General features: G+C 35.1%; 20 protein-coding genes. All 20 read left to right on the forward strand.

The annotated features are described in order from the left end of the window. The first annotated feature begins 30 nt into the window (after positions 1–30). The 20 genes from D7D81_RS10590 (at position 31) to D7D81_RS10685 (ending at position 18,500) form a co-directional block, all read left to right on the forward strand. Positions 31–1,335, forward strand: coding sequence for an NfeD family protein (locus tag D7D81_RS10590; protein ID WP_125989817.1), 1,305 nt, complete (start codon positions 31–33; stop codon positions 1,333–1,335). Beyond that, positions 1,328–2,344 (forward strand): flotillin-like protein FloA, encoded by a 1,017-nt coding sequence (gene floA / locus D7D81_RS10595; protein ID WP_164522216.1) that lies wholly within the window; start codon positions 1,328–1,330, stop codon positions 2,342–2,344. The genes D7D81_RS10590 and floA overlap by 8 nt, the downstream gene beginning before the upstream one ends. 13 nt (positions 2,345–2,357) lie before the next feature. Next, on the forward strand, positions 2,358–2,840 hold the full coding sequence (locus tag D7D81_RS10600) for a hypothetical protein (protein ID WP_125989819.1): 483 nt from the start codon (positions 2,358–2,360) through the stop codon (positions 2,838–2,840). A 94-nt stretch (positions 2,841–2,934) separates the two neighbouring features. Continuing rightward, on the forward strand, positions 2,935–3,567 hold the full coding sequence (locus tag D7D81_RS10605) for a DUF421 domain-containing protein (protein ID WP_164522217.1): 633 nt from the start codon (positions 2,935–2,937) through the stop codon (positions 3,565–3,567). After that, positions 3,551–4,312 (forward strand): class I SAM-dependent methyltransferase, encoded by a 762-nt coding sequence (locus D7D81_RS10610; protein WP_125989823.1) that lies wholly within the window; start codon positions 3,551–3,553, stop codon positions 4,310–4,312. Before D7D81_RS10605 ends, D7D81_RS10610 begins: the two co-directional genes overlap by 17 nt. 90 nt (positions 4,313–4,402) lie before the next feature. After that, complete coding sequence (locus tag D7D81_RS10615) at positions 4,403–4,684, forward strand: YabP/YqfC family sporulation protein (protein ID WP_125989825.1); 282 nt, start codon at positions 4,403–4,405, stop codon at positions 4,682–4,684. After that, positions 4,684–5,856 (forward strand): sporulation protein YqfD, encoded by a 1,173-nt coding sequence (gene yqfD / locus D7D81_RS10620; RefSeq protein WP_125989827.1) that lies wholly within the window; start codon positions 4,684–4,686, stop codon positions 5,854–5,856. Before D7D81_RS10615 ends, yqfD begins: the two co-directional genes overlap by 1 nt. Then, positions 5,843–6,802 (forward strand): PhoH family protein, encoded by a 960-nt coding sequence (locus tag D7D81_RS10625; RefSeq protein ID WP_125989829.1) that lies wholly within the window; start codon positions 5,843–5,845, stop codon positions 6,800–6,802. The genes yqfD and D7D81_RS10625 overlap by 14 nt, the downstream gene beginning before the upstream one ends. 2 nt (positions 6,803–6,804) lie before the next feature. Next, positions 6,805–8,991, forward strand: a complete 2,187-nt coding sequence (locus tag D7D81_RS10630) for an HD family phosphohydrolase (RefSeq protein WP_125989831.1) — start codon at positions 6,805–6,807, stop codon at positions 8,989–8,991. Further along, positions 8,969–9,397, forward strand: a complete 429-nt coding sequence (gene ybeY, locus D7D81_RS10635) for an rRNA maturation RNase YbeY (protein WP_125989833.1) — start codon at positions 8,969–8,971, stop codon at positions 9,395–9,397. The genes D7D81_RS10630 and ybeY overlap by 23 nt, the downstream gene beginning before the upstream one ends. 19 nt (positions 9,398–9,416) lie before the next feature. Then, entirely contained in the window at positions 9,417–10,115 is a 699-nt protein-coding gene (locus D7D81_RS10640; protein WP_125989835.1) for a diacylglycerol kinase, read from the forward strand. Between the two features lie 98 nt (positions 10,116–10,213). Next, complete coding sequence (locus tag D7D81_RS10645) at positions 10,214–11,476, forward strand: hemolysin family protein (protein WP_125989837.1); 1,263 nt, start codon at positions 10,214–10,216, stop codon at positions 11,474–11,476. A gap of 4 nt (positions 11,477–11,480) precedes the next feature. After that, on the forward strand, positions 11,481–12,089 hold the full coding sequence (locus D7D81_RS10650) for a DUF502 domain-containing protein (RefSeq protein ID WP_125989839.1): 609 nt from the start codon (positions 11,481–11,483) through the stop codon (positions 12,087–12,089). 24 nt (positions 12,090–12,113) lie between these two features. Next, complete coding sequence (locus tag D7D81_RS10655; protein WP_125989841.1) at positions 12,114–13,118, forward strand: DUF881 domain-containing protein; 1,005 nt, start codon at positions 12,114–12,116, stop codon at positions 13,116–13,118. Positions 13,119–13,122: 4 nt separating this feature from the next. Further along, positions 13,123–14,295 carry a DUF3048 domain-containing protein gene (locus tag D7D81_RS10660; protein ID WP_164522218.1) on the forward strand — a complete coding sequence of 391 codons (1,173 nt, stop codon included), beginning with the start codon at positions 13,123–13,125 and terminating at the stop codon, positions 14,293–14,295. An 11-nt stretch (positions 14,296–14,306) separates the two neighbouring features. Then, entirely contained in the window at positions 14,307–15,191 is an 885-nt protein-coding gene (gene era, locus D7D81_RS10665; protein WP_125989845.1) for a GTPase Era, read from the forward strand. 5 nt (positions 15,192–15,196) lie between these two features. Beyond that, the gene (gene mgtE / locus D7D81_RS10670) at positions 15,197–16,519 is read left to right on the forward strand and encodes a magnesium transporter (RefSeq protein ID WP_125989847.1); all 1,323 of its coding nucleotides are present in this window, start codon (positions 15,197–15,199) and stop codon (positions 16,517–16,519) included. Positions 16,520–16,597: 78 nt separating this feature from the next. Beyond that, positions 16,598–17,299 (forward strand): deoxyribose-phosphate aldolase, encoded by a 702-nt coding sequence (deoC, locus tag D7D81_RS10675; protein ID WP_125989849.1) that lies wholly within the window; start codon positions 16,598–16,600, stop codon positions 17,297–17,299. Between the two features lie 2 nt (positions 17,300–17,301). Further along, positions 17,302–18,057 (forward strand): DNA repair protein RecO, encoded by a 756-nt coding sequence (gene recO / locus D7D81_RS10680; RefSeq protein WP_125989851.1) that lies wholly within the window; start codon positions 17,302–17,304, stop codon positions 18,055–18,057. Between the two features lie 20 nt (positions 18,058–18,077). Next, entirely contained in the window at positions 18,078–18,500 is a 423-nt protein-coding gene (locus tag D7D81_RS10685) for a DUF4342 domain-containing protein (RefSeq protein ID WP_125989853.1), read from the forward strand. Positions 18,501–18,562 lie beyond the last annotated feature (62 nt).

The raw sequence follows: 18,562 nt of genomic DNA on the forward strand, positions 1-18,562 counted from the left end.
TATCTACTGTAGAAAGGTGGTGATAAATGGATGAGAGGGGTTAAGTTTGTTTTTTGCTTGATGATATTATTTATTGTTTTATTAGTTTTATCTGTTCAGGCTGTTGATAGGACAGAAATTGTCTATAAGATACCTATTACGGGTGAGATAGATAGGGGTTTAGTATATCTGGTAAAAAAGGGTATTAGTGAAGCGGAGGCAGAGGGTGCTGACCTGCTTATTTTTGAGATTGATACTTTTGGTGGGTATGTTAATTCAGCTATAGAGATAAAAGACCTTATCTATAATTCCAGGATCAAAACCCTTACTTTTGTTAAGGGTAGGGCCTGGTCTGCAGGGGCTTTGATTACCCTGGCAGGTGATATAGTTGCAATGGTACCTGGTAGTAGTATTGGGGCTGCTGAGACAAGACCTAAGGAAGAGAAATATATTTCTGCCCTGAGGAAGGAATTTAAAGCAACGGCTGAAAGTAGGGGGAGAGACCCAGAAATAGCAGCTGCTATGGTTGACTCTGATCTTGAGATTGAAGGGTTGATTGCTGCTGGTAAATTACTTACATTAACTGCTGATGAAGCAGTAACACATAATATGGCAGAATATAAGGTGGGTAACCTTACAGAGTTATATGATTTAATGGATTTTTCACCAGCCCGGATTCTTTCTGTACAGGTTAGTTCAGCTGAGAAATTGGCCCGTTTTATTATAAATCCCAATATTAGTACTGTGTTATTAACTATTGGTTTGATAGCATTAATTGCCGAAGCCTTTATAATGGGATGGGGGATAGCGGGGACAGCTGGTCTTCTCTCCCTGGGGGTGGTATTTAGTAGTTATATCTATTTAGGTGTTGCTGGTTGGGGAGTAGTTGTTTTGCTGGTAGTCGGTTTAGTATTGTTAGCCCTGGAGATATTTGTTGTCCCCGGATTTGGTATTACAGGAATAAGTGGAATTCTTGCTATTTTAGCGAGTTTCTATTTACTCTTTCCTACACCGACCACGGCTTTATTTGCGGTAGCAACAGTTCTGATACTATCAATTGCAGCTACTATCGTTATTTTAAAGCTGTTTGGCGGCAGCCGGTTCTGGCAGAGGATCTCTCTTAGGGAAAGTCAGACTAAAGATTTAGGTTATATTGCTCAGTATGATAAAAAAGAATATCTGGGTAAGACAGCCTATACATTGACATCTTTAAGACCAGCTGGTCTTATAGAGATCGATGGTAAAAGACTTGATGTTGTAAGTGATGGTGGTTTTATTGATAAGGATGTCAAGGTTAAGATAATAAAAATTACTGGTAACCGTATTGTAGTTAAACAAATTAAGGAGGATGAGTAATTTGACTGAAGTGTTGGCGATACTACTTATAGTTCTTGGTATAATCTTTTTGTCGGTTTTCTTTTATTTTATCCCTCTGGGATTATGGGTTTCTGCTGTAGCAGCTGGTGTACGGATTGGTTTTTTTAACCTAATTGGAATGAGGTTAAGGAGGGTTGTACCTTCATTAATAGTAGGGCCTATGATTAAATCACATAAAGCAGGATTAAAACTAGGGAGTGATAAACTGGAAGCACACTATCTGGCCGGTGGTAATGTAGACCGTGTAGTAGATGCTTTAATAGCGGCCCAGCGTGCTGAAATAGATTTGAGTTTTGAAAGGGCAGCTGCTATTGACTTAGCTGGTAGGGATGTACTGGAGGCTGTACAGATGAGTGTAAATCCTAAAGTAATTAAAACACCGGTTGTAACAGCTGTTGCTATGGACGGGATTCAGGTTATGGCTACTGCCCGTGTAACAGTCAGGGCCAATATTGAACGGCTTGTTGGTGGTGCTGGTGAGGAAACAGTGCTGGCCAGGGTTGGTGAAGGTATTGTCACTACTGTTGGTTCTGCTGTTACCCATAAAAAGGTACTGGAGAATCCGGATTCTATTTCAAAAACTGTCCTGGGTAAGGGTCTTGATTCAGGTACTGCTTTTGAAATTCTATCTATTGATATTGCAGATGTTGATGTTGGCAAAAATATTGGTGCCCAACTGCAGACTGATCAGGCTGAAGCCGATAAAGAGATTGCCCAGGCCAAAGCTGAAGAACGAAGGGCCATGGCTGTTGCTCAGGAACAGGAAATGAAAGCTAAAGTACAGGAAATGCGGGCTAAGGTTGTTGAGGCTGAAGCAGATGTACCAAGGGCTATGGCAGAAGCGATGCGTTCTGGTAATATGGGTGTTATGGACTACCTTAATCTACAAAATATTAAGGCTGATACCGGTATGAGAGATAATATCTCCAAATTAGGAGGTAATTCCAGTAATAGCTCTGAAAAAAAGATAGATGATGAGGATAAATAAGGGGTTGATCTAGATGGATGATATCTTAGGTGCTGTTATCTGGATAATTATTATGGTAGTGGGTTTCTACCTTAAGGGGAATAAGAATAAATCGGAAAATAAGCATAATACTAAAGAAAAAATTGGGAATAAATTGAATGATTTCTTTAAAGGAACTGTTGATGAAGAGGATGATTATCTACCAGCTTATATGGAATCTAAAGGGAGCAGTATGCTTGACTCCAAAGTTGCTGAGGATGGTATAGATGAGAAACCAGTAGGTATTAGTGAAAATAGTAGTAAGAAAAAAAATACTAAGGTTGCCATTAAGGACTTTACCCAAGCTGAAAAGGAAGATAAGCCTCAGGGGTATAAGACTGCCAAAAAGGAAGATTGTAATTACGATTTGCAGATTAATAGAGAAAGGGATATTATACAGGGGATAATATTTAAAGAAATATTAGATAGTCCCCGGGCTTTAAAACCCTATCGCCCAATTTATTATCGTAGAAAATAACTACAAAAACCCCATTAACCATTGTAAGTTAATGGGGTTTTCCCTGTTTAAACTAATTAATTTTGTTAATAATAAGGGACAGGGGGTTAGAGTAGTGTTTAGTCTTATTATCAAAACAACATTTATTTATTTTGCAATGCTTGTTATAATTAGAATAATGGGTAAAAGGGAGATTGGTCAATTATCACCTTTTGACTTGGTAATTGCTATTATGATTGCAGAATTGGCTATTTTCCCAATTGAAAATGAAGAATTAGGAATTATTGACGGCCTTGTACCGATTATAGTCCTGGCGTTTTTGGAAATATTGCTGTCGATTCTTTCCTTGAAGAGCATTTTTATAAGAAGATTGGTAAGTGGTCGGCCAGAGATATTAATAAAAAATGGGGAGATATTGTATGAGGCATTAAAGAAAACTAAGTATAATGTTAATGACCTCTTACATCAATTGAGAATGAAAGATATCTTTGATATTGACGATGTAAAAGTAGCCTTACTGGAAACATCAGGTGATATTACAGTGTTAAAACAAAGTGATGATTCCTTTAAATTACCTGTAATTATAGATGGTAAGATATCTTATAATAAAGAACTTGTTAATATTAATAAAGAGTGGTTGCAGAAAAAACTGCAGGATATAGGGGTAGATAAATCTCAAATCTTACTGGCTACTATTGATGAAAATAAAGAATTAAAGATATATCAAAGGAATGGTGATGATCAATAAAATGGGGTTTTATAATCAATTTGCTAGTTATTATAATGATGTTTTTCCTTTATCAGTAGAAAAATTAAATTTTTTAAGTACTAAGTTTACTGATACTGATGATGGAAATAAAATTCTAGATATTGGTACTGCAACCGGGAGTTATGCAATTGCCTTAGCAGAAGAGGGTTATCAGGTTTCTGCCGTGGACCTTAATCAGGAAATGATAAAATTAGCCCGCTTGCGCGTAGTTAATAGTAATTTAGCAGTGAATTTTAAAGTTGCTGACATGTTAAAACTTGATAAACTATATAGTGAAAATTATTTTAATGGTATTTATTGTATCGGAAATGTGCTTGTTCATCTTGATACAAAGAAAGATATTAAAAAAGCCCTTGGAATTATGGCAAAATTATTAAAACCAAAAGGTGTTGTTATTATTCAGATTATTAATTATCAACGAATCTTAAAAAATAATGTTACACAGTTACCAGTGATAATCAACGAAGACAAGGGGATTACTTTTAGCAGGAGATATTTACTGGAAGACAGTAAAGACAAGATTAGATTTATAACAAATCTGAGTATAGATAAGGGAGTAAGAAATAGTTATCAAAATACTATAAAGCTGTTACCATTACTGCCTGATGAATTATTGGATATTTTGGGTGAAATAGGTTTTCAGGATGTAAAACTATATGCTAGTTTTTCAGGGGAAGGTTTTAATGAACAGGCAGTACCATGTATTGCTGTGGGACGATTGTAAGATTTTTAATATGTGTTATAATATAAATTAACCTAGCATTATTCTCCTTTTTTATGCATAAATTTTTAATGCAGGGGAAGGGGGATAATAATGGATAAAATAAAAAAACAATTTTTAGATATCTTTGATCTATCGCCTGAAATTGTTCTTGATTTACCATTAATAATGCTGGTAGGTCAGCAGAAATTATATATAGAAAATCATAAGGGAATAAAAAATTTTGATAGTGATAAAATTAAAATCAGTATCAATAAGGGTTATCTTATTTTTTCAGGAAAAGAATTAGTTGTTGAGGAGATCAGGGAAGACTGCCTCTTTATTTCGGGAAATATTGTAATGATTCAATATGAAAAAAGGGGAGGGGCTGTCTAGTGCTCAAATATCTGATCAGGTTTATTAAGGGTTATTTAGTAATAGATATTACAGGTAATGCTTTGGAGAGATTTATTAACCAGATGATAACCCTGGATATTTTTATATGGGATTTAAGAAGGATTAAAAAGAGTCATTACCGTGCTAAGATATATACCGTTGATTTTAACAAACTAAGGTTACTTGTAAAAAGGAGGAAATGCCGGGTAAACATAGTCGAAAAAAAGGGATTACCTATCCTTTTTTTCAGGACTTATAAACGGAAATTTCTCTTAATAGGTTTTTTAATATTTATACTCCTGTTTTATGCTGGCTCATCTTTTTTATGGTTTATTGAAATAGAAGGCTTAGAGACTATTGATAGAGAGGATATAATTAATATTCTTGAACATAATGGTATAAAACCAGGTATTTATAAAAGGAATATTAATCCTACAGATCTGGAGAGGGAGCTTCTAAAAAATGAATCTGGACTGATCTGGGCAAATGTAAGGTGGCAGGGAACCTGCCTTAATATCAGGCTTGTAGAAAAGAAAACGGTTTCTAAAACAGCTAAGGGTAACGTAGTAGCAGCTAAAAATGGGGTTATTAATGATTTTATTGTATTAAAGGGAAGAGGAATTGTTAGTAAGGGTGATACTGTTACTGAGGGCCAGCCTTTAATTTTAGCTGGAGAAGGGGAAGAGAGGGCACATGGGATTGTCAGGGCATATGTATGGTATACAGCAGAAGCACTGTGCCGGTATAATATAAATGAGGTGATTTTTACTGGAGAAAATAGAAAGTTCTGGGGAATTAAAATTGCTGATAAAACTTTCTGGTTGAAGCCGATAAATGCCAATTTTAATAATTATAAAAGAAAAAGAGAAATAAAAACAATTCCAAAATGGAGGAATATTAATATCCCTCTAGAATTAATAATAGAAGAGCATAGGGAGATCAAATTTATATCAGAAAAATTAAGTAGGGAATCTGCGATCTTTCTGGCTAAAGAAAAGGCTTTATATACTATATTATCAGATATTCCTGCTGATGCAGTAATTCATAGTGTACAGTCAAGGGATATTAGTCTTGATGATAAGACAGTTAAAATAAAATTATTGGTCAAAGTAGAAGAGGATATTGCAGATCTACCAGGTATAGATAAGGAGGGTTTTAGTGTCAAAGACTGAAAAAACAATTGTATTTGATGATTATCAAGTTCTCCAGAATCTTTTTGGCAATAATGATAATAATCTTAAGATAATTGAAAAGAAAAATGGGATTAAGATTATTGCCCGTGGTAATTCTATTAAAATTAGTGGAGAACAAAGTGAGGTTGAACAAACTGAAAATATAATAAAAAAGCTTAGTGAGATTACTCGAAATAAAACAATTACAGAGCGTGAAGTTAAATATGCTGTAGAATTATTAAAAAGAGATGAGGGAATTGATTTAACAGATCTATATAGTGATGTGTTACAGGTCAGTTATCGTGGGAAGAAAATATCTATTAAGACATTGGGGCAGAAATTATATATTGAGGCTATCAAGAAGTCGGATATTGTTTTTGCTATTGGACCTGCTGGTACAGGTAAAACATATCTGGCTATGGTTATGGCGGTTAAATATCTCTTAAACAAGGTGGTAAATAGGATTATTCTTACCAGGCCTGCTATAGAGGCAGGTGAAAAACTAGGTTTTTTGCCTGGGGATATGCAGGATAAGGTTGACCCTTATTTGAGGCCTTTATATGATGCTTTATATGATATATTAGGTCCTGAAAAAGTTGCCCAGTATCTAGAAAAAGATATTATAGAGGTTGCACCACTGGCTTATATGAGGGGGCGAACTCTTGATGATTCATTTGTAATCCTGGATGAAGCCCAAAATACTACCCCTGAACAAATGAAGATGTTTTTAACCAGGATAGGTTTTAATTCACAGGCAGTAATAACAGGTGATATTACTCAGGTAGATTTGCCAGGGAATAAGAATTCTGGATTAAACCAGGTCAGGGAAATATTGCAGGGTATTAAGGGAATAGATTTTGTCTATTTATCTAAAGAAGATGTTGTAAGGCATGAATTGGTAAAAAAAATAATTCAGGCTTACGAAAGGCATGAGGACAGGAGTTGATTATGCTTAATCATAGTATTTTAAATAAATGGTGGAAAAAACTCTCTAAAAAAAGTGCTTCTATTAGCCCACACAGCAAGAAAATGTTTTGGGGGATCTCCTTTATTATAGTTATTATACTAATTTTAACTATTGATCTTTTTCCTAGTAATGTCAATTTAGAAACTGGACAAGTTAGTAAGCGGGATATTGAAGCCCCGATGACAATAACCTATGTTGATGAAGAAAAAACTGCTGAACTAAAGAGCATTGCTGCTGAATCAGCAGGTAGGGTCTATGAAGAAGATCGAAATATTGAAAATAGAATTGAAAAAGATATTAATGGTCTTTTTAAACAGATAAAAGAACTGAGGGATGAGGAAACAGCAGTTGACGAAGAAATGACTGCTGTAGATGGGAAAAATAGAGAAGAGTTAATTAAAGATATTGAAGCTAATTATCCAGTAATTACGCTTGAGACAATTGAAATTCTATTAGAAACCCCTCCAGATCTTTTTAATGAACTGGAACAAAGGTCTGTTAATACCATAAAGCTTAAGTTAAAGGAGCGTATTCATCCCGAAGACCTACCTGAAATCAGGGAAGAATTAGTACAGGAAGTAATGGCTATGGATCTTAATAAGGAATACCGGCTTGTCCTGGCAAATATTGTGGAAACAATGATCAGACCTAATATGATATTTGATGAAGAGGCTACTAAAAAGAAACAGGAAGAAGCAGTTAAAAAGGTTGTTCCCTACAAACATACGATTAAACAGGGTGAAATGATTATCAGGAAAGGAGATATAGTTACTAGTGAGGATATAAAAGAATTAGAAGCTCTTGGTCTACAGAGACCACAAATAAATTATCTTTCGATATTTGGTATAGTAACAATTATTCTTACATTAATTGTTATGGCCTGTCTGTATTTCTATAAATATCAACCTGACGTCTGGGAGGCACAGCCTAAAATAATTTTATTGCAGTTATTAGTAATAATTGTGTTAATAATAGCCAAAATAATTGATATTATACCAGCAGTTAATTATTTTCATCTGCCTTACCTGGTACCAGTTGCTATTGCTTCAATTCTGACAACTGTCTTAATCAGTACTGATGTTGCAGTTGTTTTAACAGTGTTTATTAGTTTTCTGGTAGCAATTATTTTTAATAATGATTATAATATAGCGCTTACTGGGTTTATTGGTGGTTTGGTTGGTATTTTTAGTGTTTCAAAACTGAGCCAACGTAATGACCTGGTAAGGGCAGGATTTAATGTAAGTGCGGTTATGGTAGTACTAATTATGGGTTTGACTTTTAATAGCCCTTTCAGGGGATGGCTTGATCTATTGGGTTATATTTCAGCTGGGGTAATTAATGGGGTTTTAGTGGCAATTCTGGCTAATGGCCTTTTGCCTTATTTGGAAAATGCCTTTGGGTTAACCTCATCGGTTAAGTTGCTTGAATTATCTAACCCCAGTCATCCATTAATAAAGAGACTTTTGGTGGAGGCTCCAGGAACATACCATCATTGTGTAATTGTGGGTAATCTGGCAGAAACAGCAGCAGATAATATTGGTGCAGATTCCCTCCTGGCCAGGGTTGGTGCTTATTACCATGATATTGGAAAGATGAAAAGGCCATATTTCTTTATTGAGAACTATTATGCAGCAGATAATCCACATGATAAACTGTCTGCTAATCTTAGTGCTTTAATAATCAAGTCTCATGTAAAAGATGGTGTGGAACTGGCCCGGGAATTTAAGCTTCCTGAATCTATCATAGATATTATCAGACAGCATCATGGTACAAATCTTATTGCATATTTTTATCAGCAGGCTATAGAGGAAACCAGTGAACATGATAATGTTGAGGAGAGTGATTTTCGTTATGATGGACCTAAGCCTCAGACCAGGGAATCAGCAGTTATCATGCTGGCTGATATTGTTGAGGCAGCTATTCGCTCCAAAAACTTTAATAAAAATAATCACAACCGGATAGAGGGATTTGTCCGGGAATTGATTAGAAATAAATTGATTGAAGGACAGTTAGATGAATCTGACCTTAGCCTTAAAGAACTGGATATAATTACGGAGAGTTTTGTTAAGGTGTTAACTGGTATTTATCATCAAAGAGTAGAATATCCTGATAGTCTATTAAAAGAGATGAAAAGGGTTGATAAGAGTGATAAGGATAGAGATAAATAATAAACAGGATTTAGTAGAGCTTGATAATAACATTTACAAGCTTTTCCAGGAGATAGCTGAACGGACATCTCAAATAGAGGGATATAATCAGGGTGAGATTAGTTTTGCTCTGGTTGATAATAAGATTATTAGAGAATTAAATAAAAAATACCGTAATAATGATCAGGCAACAGATGTCTTATCTTTTCCTATGGATGAGGAAATCTGGGGGGATATAATAATTTCAACAGAGAGGGCAGCTGCTCAGGCTAAAGAATATGGGCATTCCTTAAAAAGGGAACTCGGTTATCTGGCTGTTCATGGTATAATGCATCTTCTAGGATATGACCATAAAACACCTGGTGAAAAAGCAGAGATGCGTTATAAGGAAGAACGTGTTTTAAGTGAGTTGAATCTTCAGCGCTAATAAGGTTAGGTGATTCTTTGTGCAGTTTCATAGTTTAAGTGATAGTTTTAATTATGCCTTTGAAGGGCTGATTCATGCCTTTAGAACCCAGCGTAATATGAAAATTCATTTTATAGTAGCATTTATAGTACTCTTTGGAAGTTTGTTTTTTGAAATAGGGAAAATACAATTAGTATTGCTTTTTACGGTGATTAGTTTTGTAATTGCTATGGAGCTTATTAATACAGCTATTGAGGTTGTTATAGATATGATAAGTCAGCAGTATTCTTTAAGGGCTAAAATTGCCAAAAATGTTGCAGCAGCAGGGGTGTTTATGGCTGCAATTAATGCGGTTATAGTTGGTTATTTGATCTTTATTGATGATCTCAGGTCTTTGAGTTTTTCTTTGATAAATGATATTCAACAGGAAACAGCTCACTTAAGTTTTATAAGTCTGGGTTTATTAGTAATTATAATTATAGCATTAAAGGCAGTGGGAGAAAGCGGCACACCTCTTCAAGGTGGTATGCCGAGCGGTCATAGTGCCATCTCCTTTCTAATAGCAACTATCATAGTATTTTTGACCATGGATATTGTTATTGCTTCCCTAGTTTTTTTATTGGCTTTACTGGTTGTCCAGAGCAGGCTTCAGTCAAGGACTCATACGATGTTAGAAGTGGTAATTGGAGCGCTGATAGGAATATTGCTAGCTGTAGTAATATTTAAACTTTTTGCTTAGTTATAAGTGTATGTTCGAAAAGGTATAATCCCCGGCTGGTATATACTGATACTTTTCGAACAGACTCTATAAATAACTTGGATTATTGAGGTGTATTTATGATCATATATTTAGCAAGTCTCTTATTGCTTTTTGCTTTATCTGCATTTTTTTCAGGTTCGGAAACCGCTCTTATGTCGGTGAATAGAGTTCGAATCAAAGAACTTAGTAATCATGGTGATAAAAAAGCAGTTCTGGTAGATAAATTATTAAAAAAACACACAAGACTTTTAGCTACTATTTTAATTGGGAATAATTTAGTTAATATTGCTGCTTCCGCTATTGCAACATCTGTGGCAATTAAACTTTTTGGTAATAAAGGGGTAGGGATTGCTACCGGTGTAGTGACATTAATAGTTTTGATTTTTGGAGAGATAACTCCTAAATCAATTGGCAGTAAAAAAGCGGTAAAATACTCTAAATTAGCAGCCCCGTACCTTTATTGGATGGAAAGGTTTTTGTCACCAGTTATATCATTTTTCGTTTATCTTATAAAATTAGTCGTAGGTGAAGCTAATCCTTTATCATCATCTTTTTTAAGTGAAGAAGAAATCAGACGTTTTGTTAATGTTAGTGAAGAAGAGGGAGTAATTAAAAAGACAGAACGGAAAATGATAAATAGTATTTTTGAATTTGATGATACCACAGTTAGGGAAGTAATGATACCGAGAATTGATATGGTTTGTGTTGATGAAGGTATTGAACTAGATGATTTTATTAAATTAGCTGTTCAAAAGGGTCATTCTCGTATCCCAGTTTATCATAATACAACTGATAAAATAAAGGGACTAATATATGTTAAAGATTTACTGGAATTGTTAATGACTAAAAAGAAAGATTTTGTAATTAGTGATTTTCTTCGTCCCGCTTTTTTTATTCCTGAGAGTAAGAAGATTAATGAATTATTAACTGAGATGAAAAAGAGGAAAATACATATTGCTATAGTTTTAGATGAATATGGTGGTACAGCAGGTTTAATTACTATAGAGGATTTAATAGAAGAAATCATGGGTGATATCCAGGATGAATATGATCTGGAGCCAAAACAGATTGAGTTTTTAAATGATAAGGAGATGATAGTAGACTCAAGGGTAGAAATAGATGAATTAAATGAAATACTACCTGACCCATTGAGTGATGAAGATAATTATAAGACTATTAGTGGTTTTATACTTTATTACCTTGGTTACCTTCCAGATGAAGGGGAAAGGATTGTTTTAAATGATTTGCTTATTCAGGTTGAAAAAACTAGTGAACATAGAATAGAGAGATTAAAAATTATTAGTAATAGCCCTTTTAATGGCTTTGATGATAGGGAGTGATCAAGTGTTTAAGAAGATAAGAAATTTATTTTTAACCGGTATGGTAGTTGTTTTACCCCTGGTGGTTTCAAGCTATATAATTTACTTTTTGTTTAGTATTATTGATACAGGTACAGAACCATTGATAGAGTTGATTTTTGGGCGTGATATACCAGGTGTAGGAATTATTTTTACCTTTATTATTATTTTATTGATTGGTATTTTTGCTACTAATGTTATTGGAAAAAGGATAATTCAATTTGGGGAAAAGATGCTGCTAAAGATACCATTTTTTCGTAATATATATATTAGTATTAAAAAGGTAATGGATGCCATTTTTACAAGACAGCATAGTTCTTTTAAGAAACCAGTATTATTTGAATATCCCAGAAAAGGCCTTTATCAAATAGGTTTTCTTACTAAAGAATCTTCACCATATTTTGATTCTATAACAGGTGAAGAGCTATATAATGTTTTTTTACCAACTACCCCTAATCCAACTTCGGGAATGTTTGTTATGGTTCCCAAGAAGGATGCCATAATTCTTGAGTTAAGTATAGAGGAAGCCCTTAAACTAATAATCTCGGGTGGTATTCTTGACCCTGAAATAATGTCTTTTGCTAAGGCGAGGTAAGGTAAGGGATAAGGAGAGGTGTTTATGTTGAAAAAATCAGGATACATATTATATACAGCGGTTATTTTGATTATACTGCTTAATATTATTTTGTTTCTTCGTATATTGGGTGTATTTTATTTTCCTGGTGAAATAACGCCGTTAGATAGGGCTTCCCAGGGGGCTCAATCTGTAATCGAATATAGCGAAGAATTAGCAAAAAGTTATGGTGTAGACGAACAGAAGTCGGTTACTGATATATTGGCCAGGTTTAAATATGAAGTTGAAAAAGCAAATAATGCAGAAGAACTGGCCAGTTTAATGGTAGACTACGGTCGACAGACACAGGATATAATTTTTCGTGAACTTCAACAAAAACGGATTGATAAGGTTTTTAAGATTATTAACAGCCAGAATTTACCCAAAAAGGGGAAAATAACGATAGCCAGGACAGCTGAGCAATTAAAAATATTAGATCCTGATCAAATATTGACCAATAAAACCAGGGAAAAACTTGAAGGACTTACTTTTAATCAGACGATTGAGATTCAGATCAAGGATGGGAGGGCAAGTCTTGTCTCCACTGGTGATTTTTTTAATCAGGTAGATTTTCTACAGACAAAGCTTGCCTCTCTGGAAAGGCAATTAAAGTTGATTTCGCAAAAAGCTGGTTATGAGCCGTTAAATGGTAAGGGGATAATAATCAATGTTTATGATAAGGACAATAATCTTGAAAAAATGGGTATTGTTCATGATGCTGATATAAGAAATATTATCAATGAATTAGTAATTGCTGGTGCCAGGGGTATTGAAGTAGGTGGACAGAGATTAACTGTCCACTCGGCAATACGCTGTGTCGGCCCTACTATTCTGGTCAACAATAAACCGATCTCTGTTAATCCAATTATTATCAAGGCTGTTGGGGAGCCGAGGACTCTTGCTAGCAGCCTGGATATTGTTAGAAAACAATTGGAGAATTTTGGTATTGAAATTGAGGTCGTAGCTGAGGATAATATCCGTCTCAATGGCCAGAAAAATTATGAGAGGTGATAATATGAAGAAAGGAATTGTTGTCTTATTAATTATATTTTTAACGGTCTTCATCTTAACTGCCTGTGATTCTCCTACTGATGAACTGGCACCGGAACCAGAGAAAAAGATAGAGGATGTTATTACTCCGGAAGACAAAGAAGATGGAGAATTAATAGATGAGACAGAAGATAGAGAACAAGAAAAATTAGCAGAGACTGAAAATGATAGAGATAATCTTGCTAGTGAGAATATTGAAGATGATCGTAGTGACAGGGACAGCTCGGTAGTGATGGAGGAGGATCAGCAAATTGCATATCTATCACCGTTTACCGGGCAACCAATAGAAGAAATAAAGAGGGAAAGGGCGATAATGGCTAGTATTGAAAATACCCAGCCTGCTCGTCCACAGTCTGGTCTGGAGGATGCTGATATTGTCTATGAATTTCTGGTAGAAGGGGGCATTACCAGGTTTCTTGCCCTTTACTGGGGGAAGATACCGGATAAGATTGGTCCGGTAAGAAGTGTAAGACCTTATTTGATCAGGACTTCACAGGATTATCATGCTTTATTATTACATGCAGGAGCTAGTCCAGCAGGTTTTGCTCTTCTGCAGCAGGAAAATGTTTTTCACCTTGATCAGATCTATAATGGGAGTTATTACTGGAGGAGTAGTGATAGAAAAGCACCACATAATCTCTATACTGGTGGTGACATAGTAAAACCTTATTTGAGAAATATTACTGGTCAAAAATATACTTCTCGTTTTAATTTCCAGAATGTTAGTTTGATTAATCCGGCTCAAATAAAGGCTAATAAAATCAGCATAAACTACTGGGGTGATAATAGACTATTATATAAATATAATGAAGATAGGAATATTTACCTGAGATATTACTCAAAATATAATATTCCTCATATGACTGATACTGGTGGACGCTTAAAAACCAGGAATATCATTGTTCAATATGTAAAAACAGAGGTAATTGATGAGCAGGGTCGTCTGGAAATGGAACTTGAGGGCAGGAATAAAGCCCTGGTTTTTAAGGATGGTATAGTAATTAGTGGTTACTGGGAAAAAAATAATGATGAGTGGGCAAGGTATTATGATGAAACTGGAAAAGAAATAGAATTAAATCCTGGAAAGACCTGGATAGAGGTAGTGCCACTATCCTGTAGGGTAGAGTATGAGGAGTGATATTAAGATAAATGGCTTTTAAATCTGGTTTTGCAACTGTAATTGGCCGTCCTAATGTAGGCAAATCAACACTTATAAATACTATCATAGGTGAGAAGATAGCTATAACATCTCCTAAGCCTCAGACTACGCGCAATAAGATTCAGTCTATTTATACAGCAGAGGAAGGACAGGTGATTTTTGTTGATACACCTGGAATCCATAAAGCTAAAAATAAGTTGGATGAATATATGCTTGAACAGGCTTTTAAGAGCCTGGAAGGTATAGACCTTGTTATTATTTTGCTGGATGCTACCAGCCCTTTTGGTCATGGGGATGAATATATTCTCCAGCATAGCAAGGCTCAAGGTCTGCCTTTTTTGCTTGTTTTAAATAAGATTGATAGTTTGAGTAATAAAATGTTGGCCAGTAGAATAACTCATTATGAAGAAAAAACCGGTAGAGAGATTATACCGATTTCTGCTAAAAAGAAGAGGAATTTAAATACACTCTTTGAGGAGATATTTAAATTGCTGCCAGAAGGACCTCAATATTATCCCGAAGATATGATTACTGACCAGATTGAACAATTTATTATTGCAGAAATGATTAGGGAGAAAATATTTTATCTTACCAGAGAAGAGATACCTTATGGTGTAGCAGTAAAGATTGAAGAAATGACAGAGAGAAATAATGGTATGATATATATCAGGGCATATATATATGTGGAAAAGAAATCACATAAGGGAATAATTATAGGTAAAAATGGTTTGATGCTCAAAAAGATTGGACAGAAAGCAAGAAAAGATGTTGAAAAACTATTGCAGACTGAGGTTTATCTTGATTTATGGGTAAAGGTATTAAAAGATTGGAGGGATAAGCCGGAGTTAGTAAAACGCATGGGTTATAAGGAGTGATGATAATGGAAGAGAAAATAAAGGACTATTTACCTACTGGTTATAATAACCTGGAAAATTTTTTTGATGAAGCCTATCCGGCAGATATTGCTGATTTTTTAATGTTACTTGATAATGATGAAAAGGAATACATCTTAAAAAATAAGGCTAATATTTCATTAATTATTGATATTATAAGTTATCTTGATTATGAGAACCAGAATATTGTCGCTAAATTGATGAATGAAGAAAAGCTCTCCACTATATTATCCAGGATATATGTTGATGATGCTGTAGACTTTTTGGGGTCTATGCCTGTAGGAAAAGTAAAAAAGATCCTAAATTTAATGAAGGAGCAAAAGGCATCAGAATTACAGTCTCTGCTTGGTTATGATTATGAAAGTGCTGGTGGGTTAATGACCACTGAGTACTTGGCTTTTTATAATGACATGACTGCGGATATGGTCTTACAAAAGTTAAGGAAAATTAGTCCTGGTGCCGAGATGATTTATTATATTTATGTTATCTCAAGAAAAAAGGAATTGCTGGGGGTTTTATCAGTCAGACAGTTGTTGGCTGCCCAGCCTGATGAAAACTTAAAAGACCTAATGACAGAGAATGTAATTAAGGTTGGAATAAATCTTGATCAGGAAGAAGTAGCACATGTTTTTGCAAAATATGACCTGTTGGCTGTACCAGTTGTAAATAAAAGGAACCAGTTAATGGGTATAATAACTGTAGATGATGCGATAGATGTTATTGAAGATGAAGCAACTGAGGATATTTATAAAATGGCAGCTACCGGGGATATTCACGGTGGACTACTGGCAGCAGTGAAAAAACGAATACCCTGGTTGTTAATCTTATTAGTAGGGGACCTTTTATCTGGTTCTGTAATTAAAAACTTTGAAGAATCCTTACAGGTGGTTGTTGCACTGGCTTTTTTCATACCTGTCTTGATGGATATGGGAGGGAATGTAGGAACACAATCTTTGACTGTTGTGGTAAGGGGACTGGCTACCGGAGAATTACATTTTGCTAATTTCTGGCGTCATCTCTGGCAGGAAGTGAAAGTGGGATTTGTTATGGCTGTAATCCTGGGTTCAATGTTATCACTTATTGCTTTTTTCTGGCAGGGAAATCCCTTGCTTGGTCTAATTGTAGGGGGTTCTATGTTTATGACTCTCTTAACAGCAGTAACAGCTGGTACATCTATACCATTTATTATGGAGGCCTTTGGGGCAGATCCGGCAGTTGCTGCAGGACCGTTTATTACAACATTGATAGATATATCTGGTTTATTTATTTATTTTACAATGGCAACTATACTAATGGAAAAATTAATATAATAGCAGGAAAAAAGTAAAATATGAAGAATATAATATAGAAGAATATAATATAAAAGTGAGAATTAAGGAGTGAATAATATGGCTATTAAACCGCGTGATATGGCAAAAATGATTGATCATACTCTGTTAAAACCAACAGCCACTGTTGAAGATATAAAGAATCTATGTGAGGAGGCAGAGGAATATGAATTTGCTTCTGTCTGTGTTAACCCAATATTTGTACCACTAGCTAATAAACTATTAACTGATAGTTCGGTTAAGGTTGCAACTGTAGTTGGTTTTCCACTTGGGGCCAATACTTCTGAAACCAAGGCTTTTGAGACCAGGAATGCTATAAAAAATGGTTCCCAGGAGATTGATATGGTTATCAATATGGGGGCTTTTAAATCAGGTGCCTATGATCTGGTGCAAGCAGATATTAAGGCTGTAGTTGATGCTACCAAAACTGCTGGTGTTAGTTCAGATATTATTGTGAAGGTGATACTGGAGACATGTTATCTTAGTGATGATGAGATTGTTCAGGCTTGTAAGATCGCCAAAGAGGCCGGGGCTGATTTTGTTAAAACATCGACTGGTTTTGGGACTGCTGGTGCTACTGTGGAGGATGTTAGTCTTATGAGAAAGACTGTTGGCAGAGAGATAGGTGTCAAGGCATCAGGGGGAATAAAGAATTATGATCTTGCCCTGGATATGTTGGATGCTGGAGCCAATAGAATTGGTGCTAGTTCTGGTGTTGCTATTGTTACTGGCTTAGGCACAGCAGAAGAAGAAAAACAATAAAAATGGCTGTATTTAAAACTGAAGCTATTGTATTAAAACAATATGATCTGGGAGAAGCCGATAAAATTATTACCTTTTATACTAAAGATAATGGTAAGGTGAGGGCAGTTGCCCGTGGTGTTCGTAAAGGCAAGAATTCTGGCCTGCTGCTTCCTTTTAGTTATAATTACCTGACTGTTTATCAGGGGAAATCATTGGATAGAATAAATCAAATAAAAAACCTTTTTTCATTTTCCCCACTGCGAGAGGATATAACAAAGATGGCTTATGCCTCTTTTATGGCAGAATTAGTTGAGAAAGTAGGAATGCCAGCCGACCCTGATAAGGCCCTTTTTTCCCTGCTGCTTACTACATATCATCAGCTCTTAAAGGCAGCTGAAAAAGAGATAAAATATATTAATATTACTTTTAAAGCTCGTATTTTAGGTCTTCTGGGTCTAAAACCAGAACTTGATTCCTGTGTTTCCTGTAAAGAGAAAATACCTGTGGGTGTAAGAAATACCCTTATTTTAAAACAGGGAGGCCTGGTATGTGATAATTGTTATTGTCAAGAAGAGGGTAAGGGATATCAACTGTCAGGGGAGGCTTTGCAGGTCTTTAAGCGTTTCTTTAAAACTGGGTTTGAGTTGAGCAAATTAAAGATCTCAGGAAAGGCTTTTAATGAACTGGATTCTTTTATTGATGATTATATGGTCTATCATTTAGATATTCATTTGAAGTCAGTTGGATTTTTGAATATGATTAAAAATTTAGGTTAAACTTTTAATGAGGTGATATAATGGAAAACCTGGAGAAAATAGACTTAATCAGGCAAAGAATCGATGTTAGTTATGAAAAAGCATATCAGGCCTTGCAGGAAACGGATGGTAATGTAGTAGAGGCTTTAATAAAATTGGAAAAGGAAGGGGATGGCCAGAAAAAATTCAATCTTGATACTGATCTTTTTCATGTAAAAGGGCAGGATTTAATCAATAAGATCAAGAATATAATAAAAGAAGGCAATGTAAATAAAGTAATTGTAAAAAATGATGAGAAAACCCTGGTAGAGATACCGGTTACTGCTGGAGTAGTTAGTCTGGTTCTGTTTCCTTATTTAACATTACTAGCTGGTGCTACTGCTATGTATAAGGACTACACCCTCGAAATTGAAAGAAATAAAGAGGAAGAGCAAAATATAAATCAGCCAGAAAATGGTGAATAAAAGTTATTGTAGTGAATTATCTTGTTTGGCCGGGAAAGGTTTTACCTCATCCTTATTTCAGG

The organism is Halocella sp. SP3-1 (assembly GCF_003953885.1).
GTDB classification, from domain to species: Bacteria; Bacillota; Halanaerobiia; order Halanaerobiales; family DTU029; genus Iocasia; species Iocasia fonsfrigidae.

Bases quoted from the DNA above. Each gene is read 5' to 3' on its own strand.
- D7D81_RS10590 (WP_125989817.1), top strand. From the start codon at position 31: ATGAGAGGGGTTAAGTTTGTTTTTTGCTTGATGATATTATTTATTGTT.
- floA (WP_164522216.1), top strand. From the start codon at position 1,328: ATGAGTAATTTGACTGAAGTGTTGGCGATACTACTTATAGTTCTTGGT.
- D7D81_RS10600 (WP_125989819.1), top strand. From the start codon at position 2,358: ATGGATGATATCTTAGGTGCTGTTATCTGGATAATTATTATGGTAGTG.
- D7D81_RS10610 (WP_125989823.1), top strand. From the start codon at position 3,551: ATGGTGATGATCAATAAAATGGGGTTTTATAATCAATTTGCTAGTTAT.
- D7D81_RS10615 (WP_125989825.1), top strand. From the start codon at position 4,403: ATGGATAAAATAAAAAAACAATTTTTAGATATCTTTGATCTATCGCCT.
- D7D81_RS10630 (WP_125989831.1), top strand. From the start codon at position 6,805: ATGCTTAATCATAGTATTTTAAATAAATGGTGGAAAAAACTCTCTAAA.
- D7D81_RS10645 (WP_125989837.1), top strand. From the start codon at position 10,214: ATGATCATATATTTAGCAAGTCTCTTATTGCTTTTTGCTTTATCTGCA.
- D7D81_RS10655 (WP_125989841.1), top strand. From the start codon at position 12,114: ATGTTGAAAAAATCAGGATACATATTATATACAGCGGTTATTTTGATT.
- D7D81_RS10660 (WP_164522218.1), top strand. From the start codon at position 13,123: ATGAAGAAAGGAATTGTTGTCTTATTAATTATATTTTTAACGGTCTTC.
- era (WP_125989845.1), top strand. From the start codon at position 14,307: ATGGCTTTTAAATCTGGTTTTGCAACTGTAATTGGCCGTCCTAATGTA.
- mgtE (WP_125989847.1), top strand. From the start codon at position 15,197: ATGGAAGAGAAAATAAAGGACTATTTACCTACTGGTTATAATAACCTG.
- deoC (WP_125989849.1), top strand. From the start codon at position 16,598: ATGGCTATTAAACCGCGTGATATGGCAAAAATGATTGATCATACTCTG.
- recO (WP_125989851.1), top strand. From the start codon at position 17,302: ATGGCTGTATTTAAAACTGAAGCTATTGTATTAAAACAATATGATCTG.
- D7D81_RS10685 (WP_125989853.1), top strand. From the start codon at position 18,078: ATGGAAAACCTGGAGAAAATAGACTTAATCAGGCAAAGAATCGATGTT.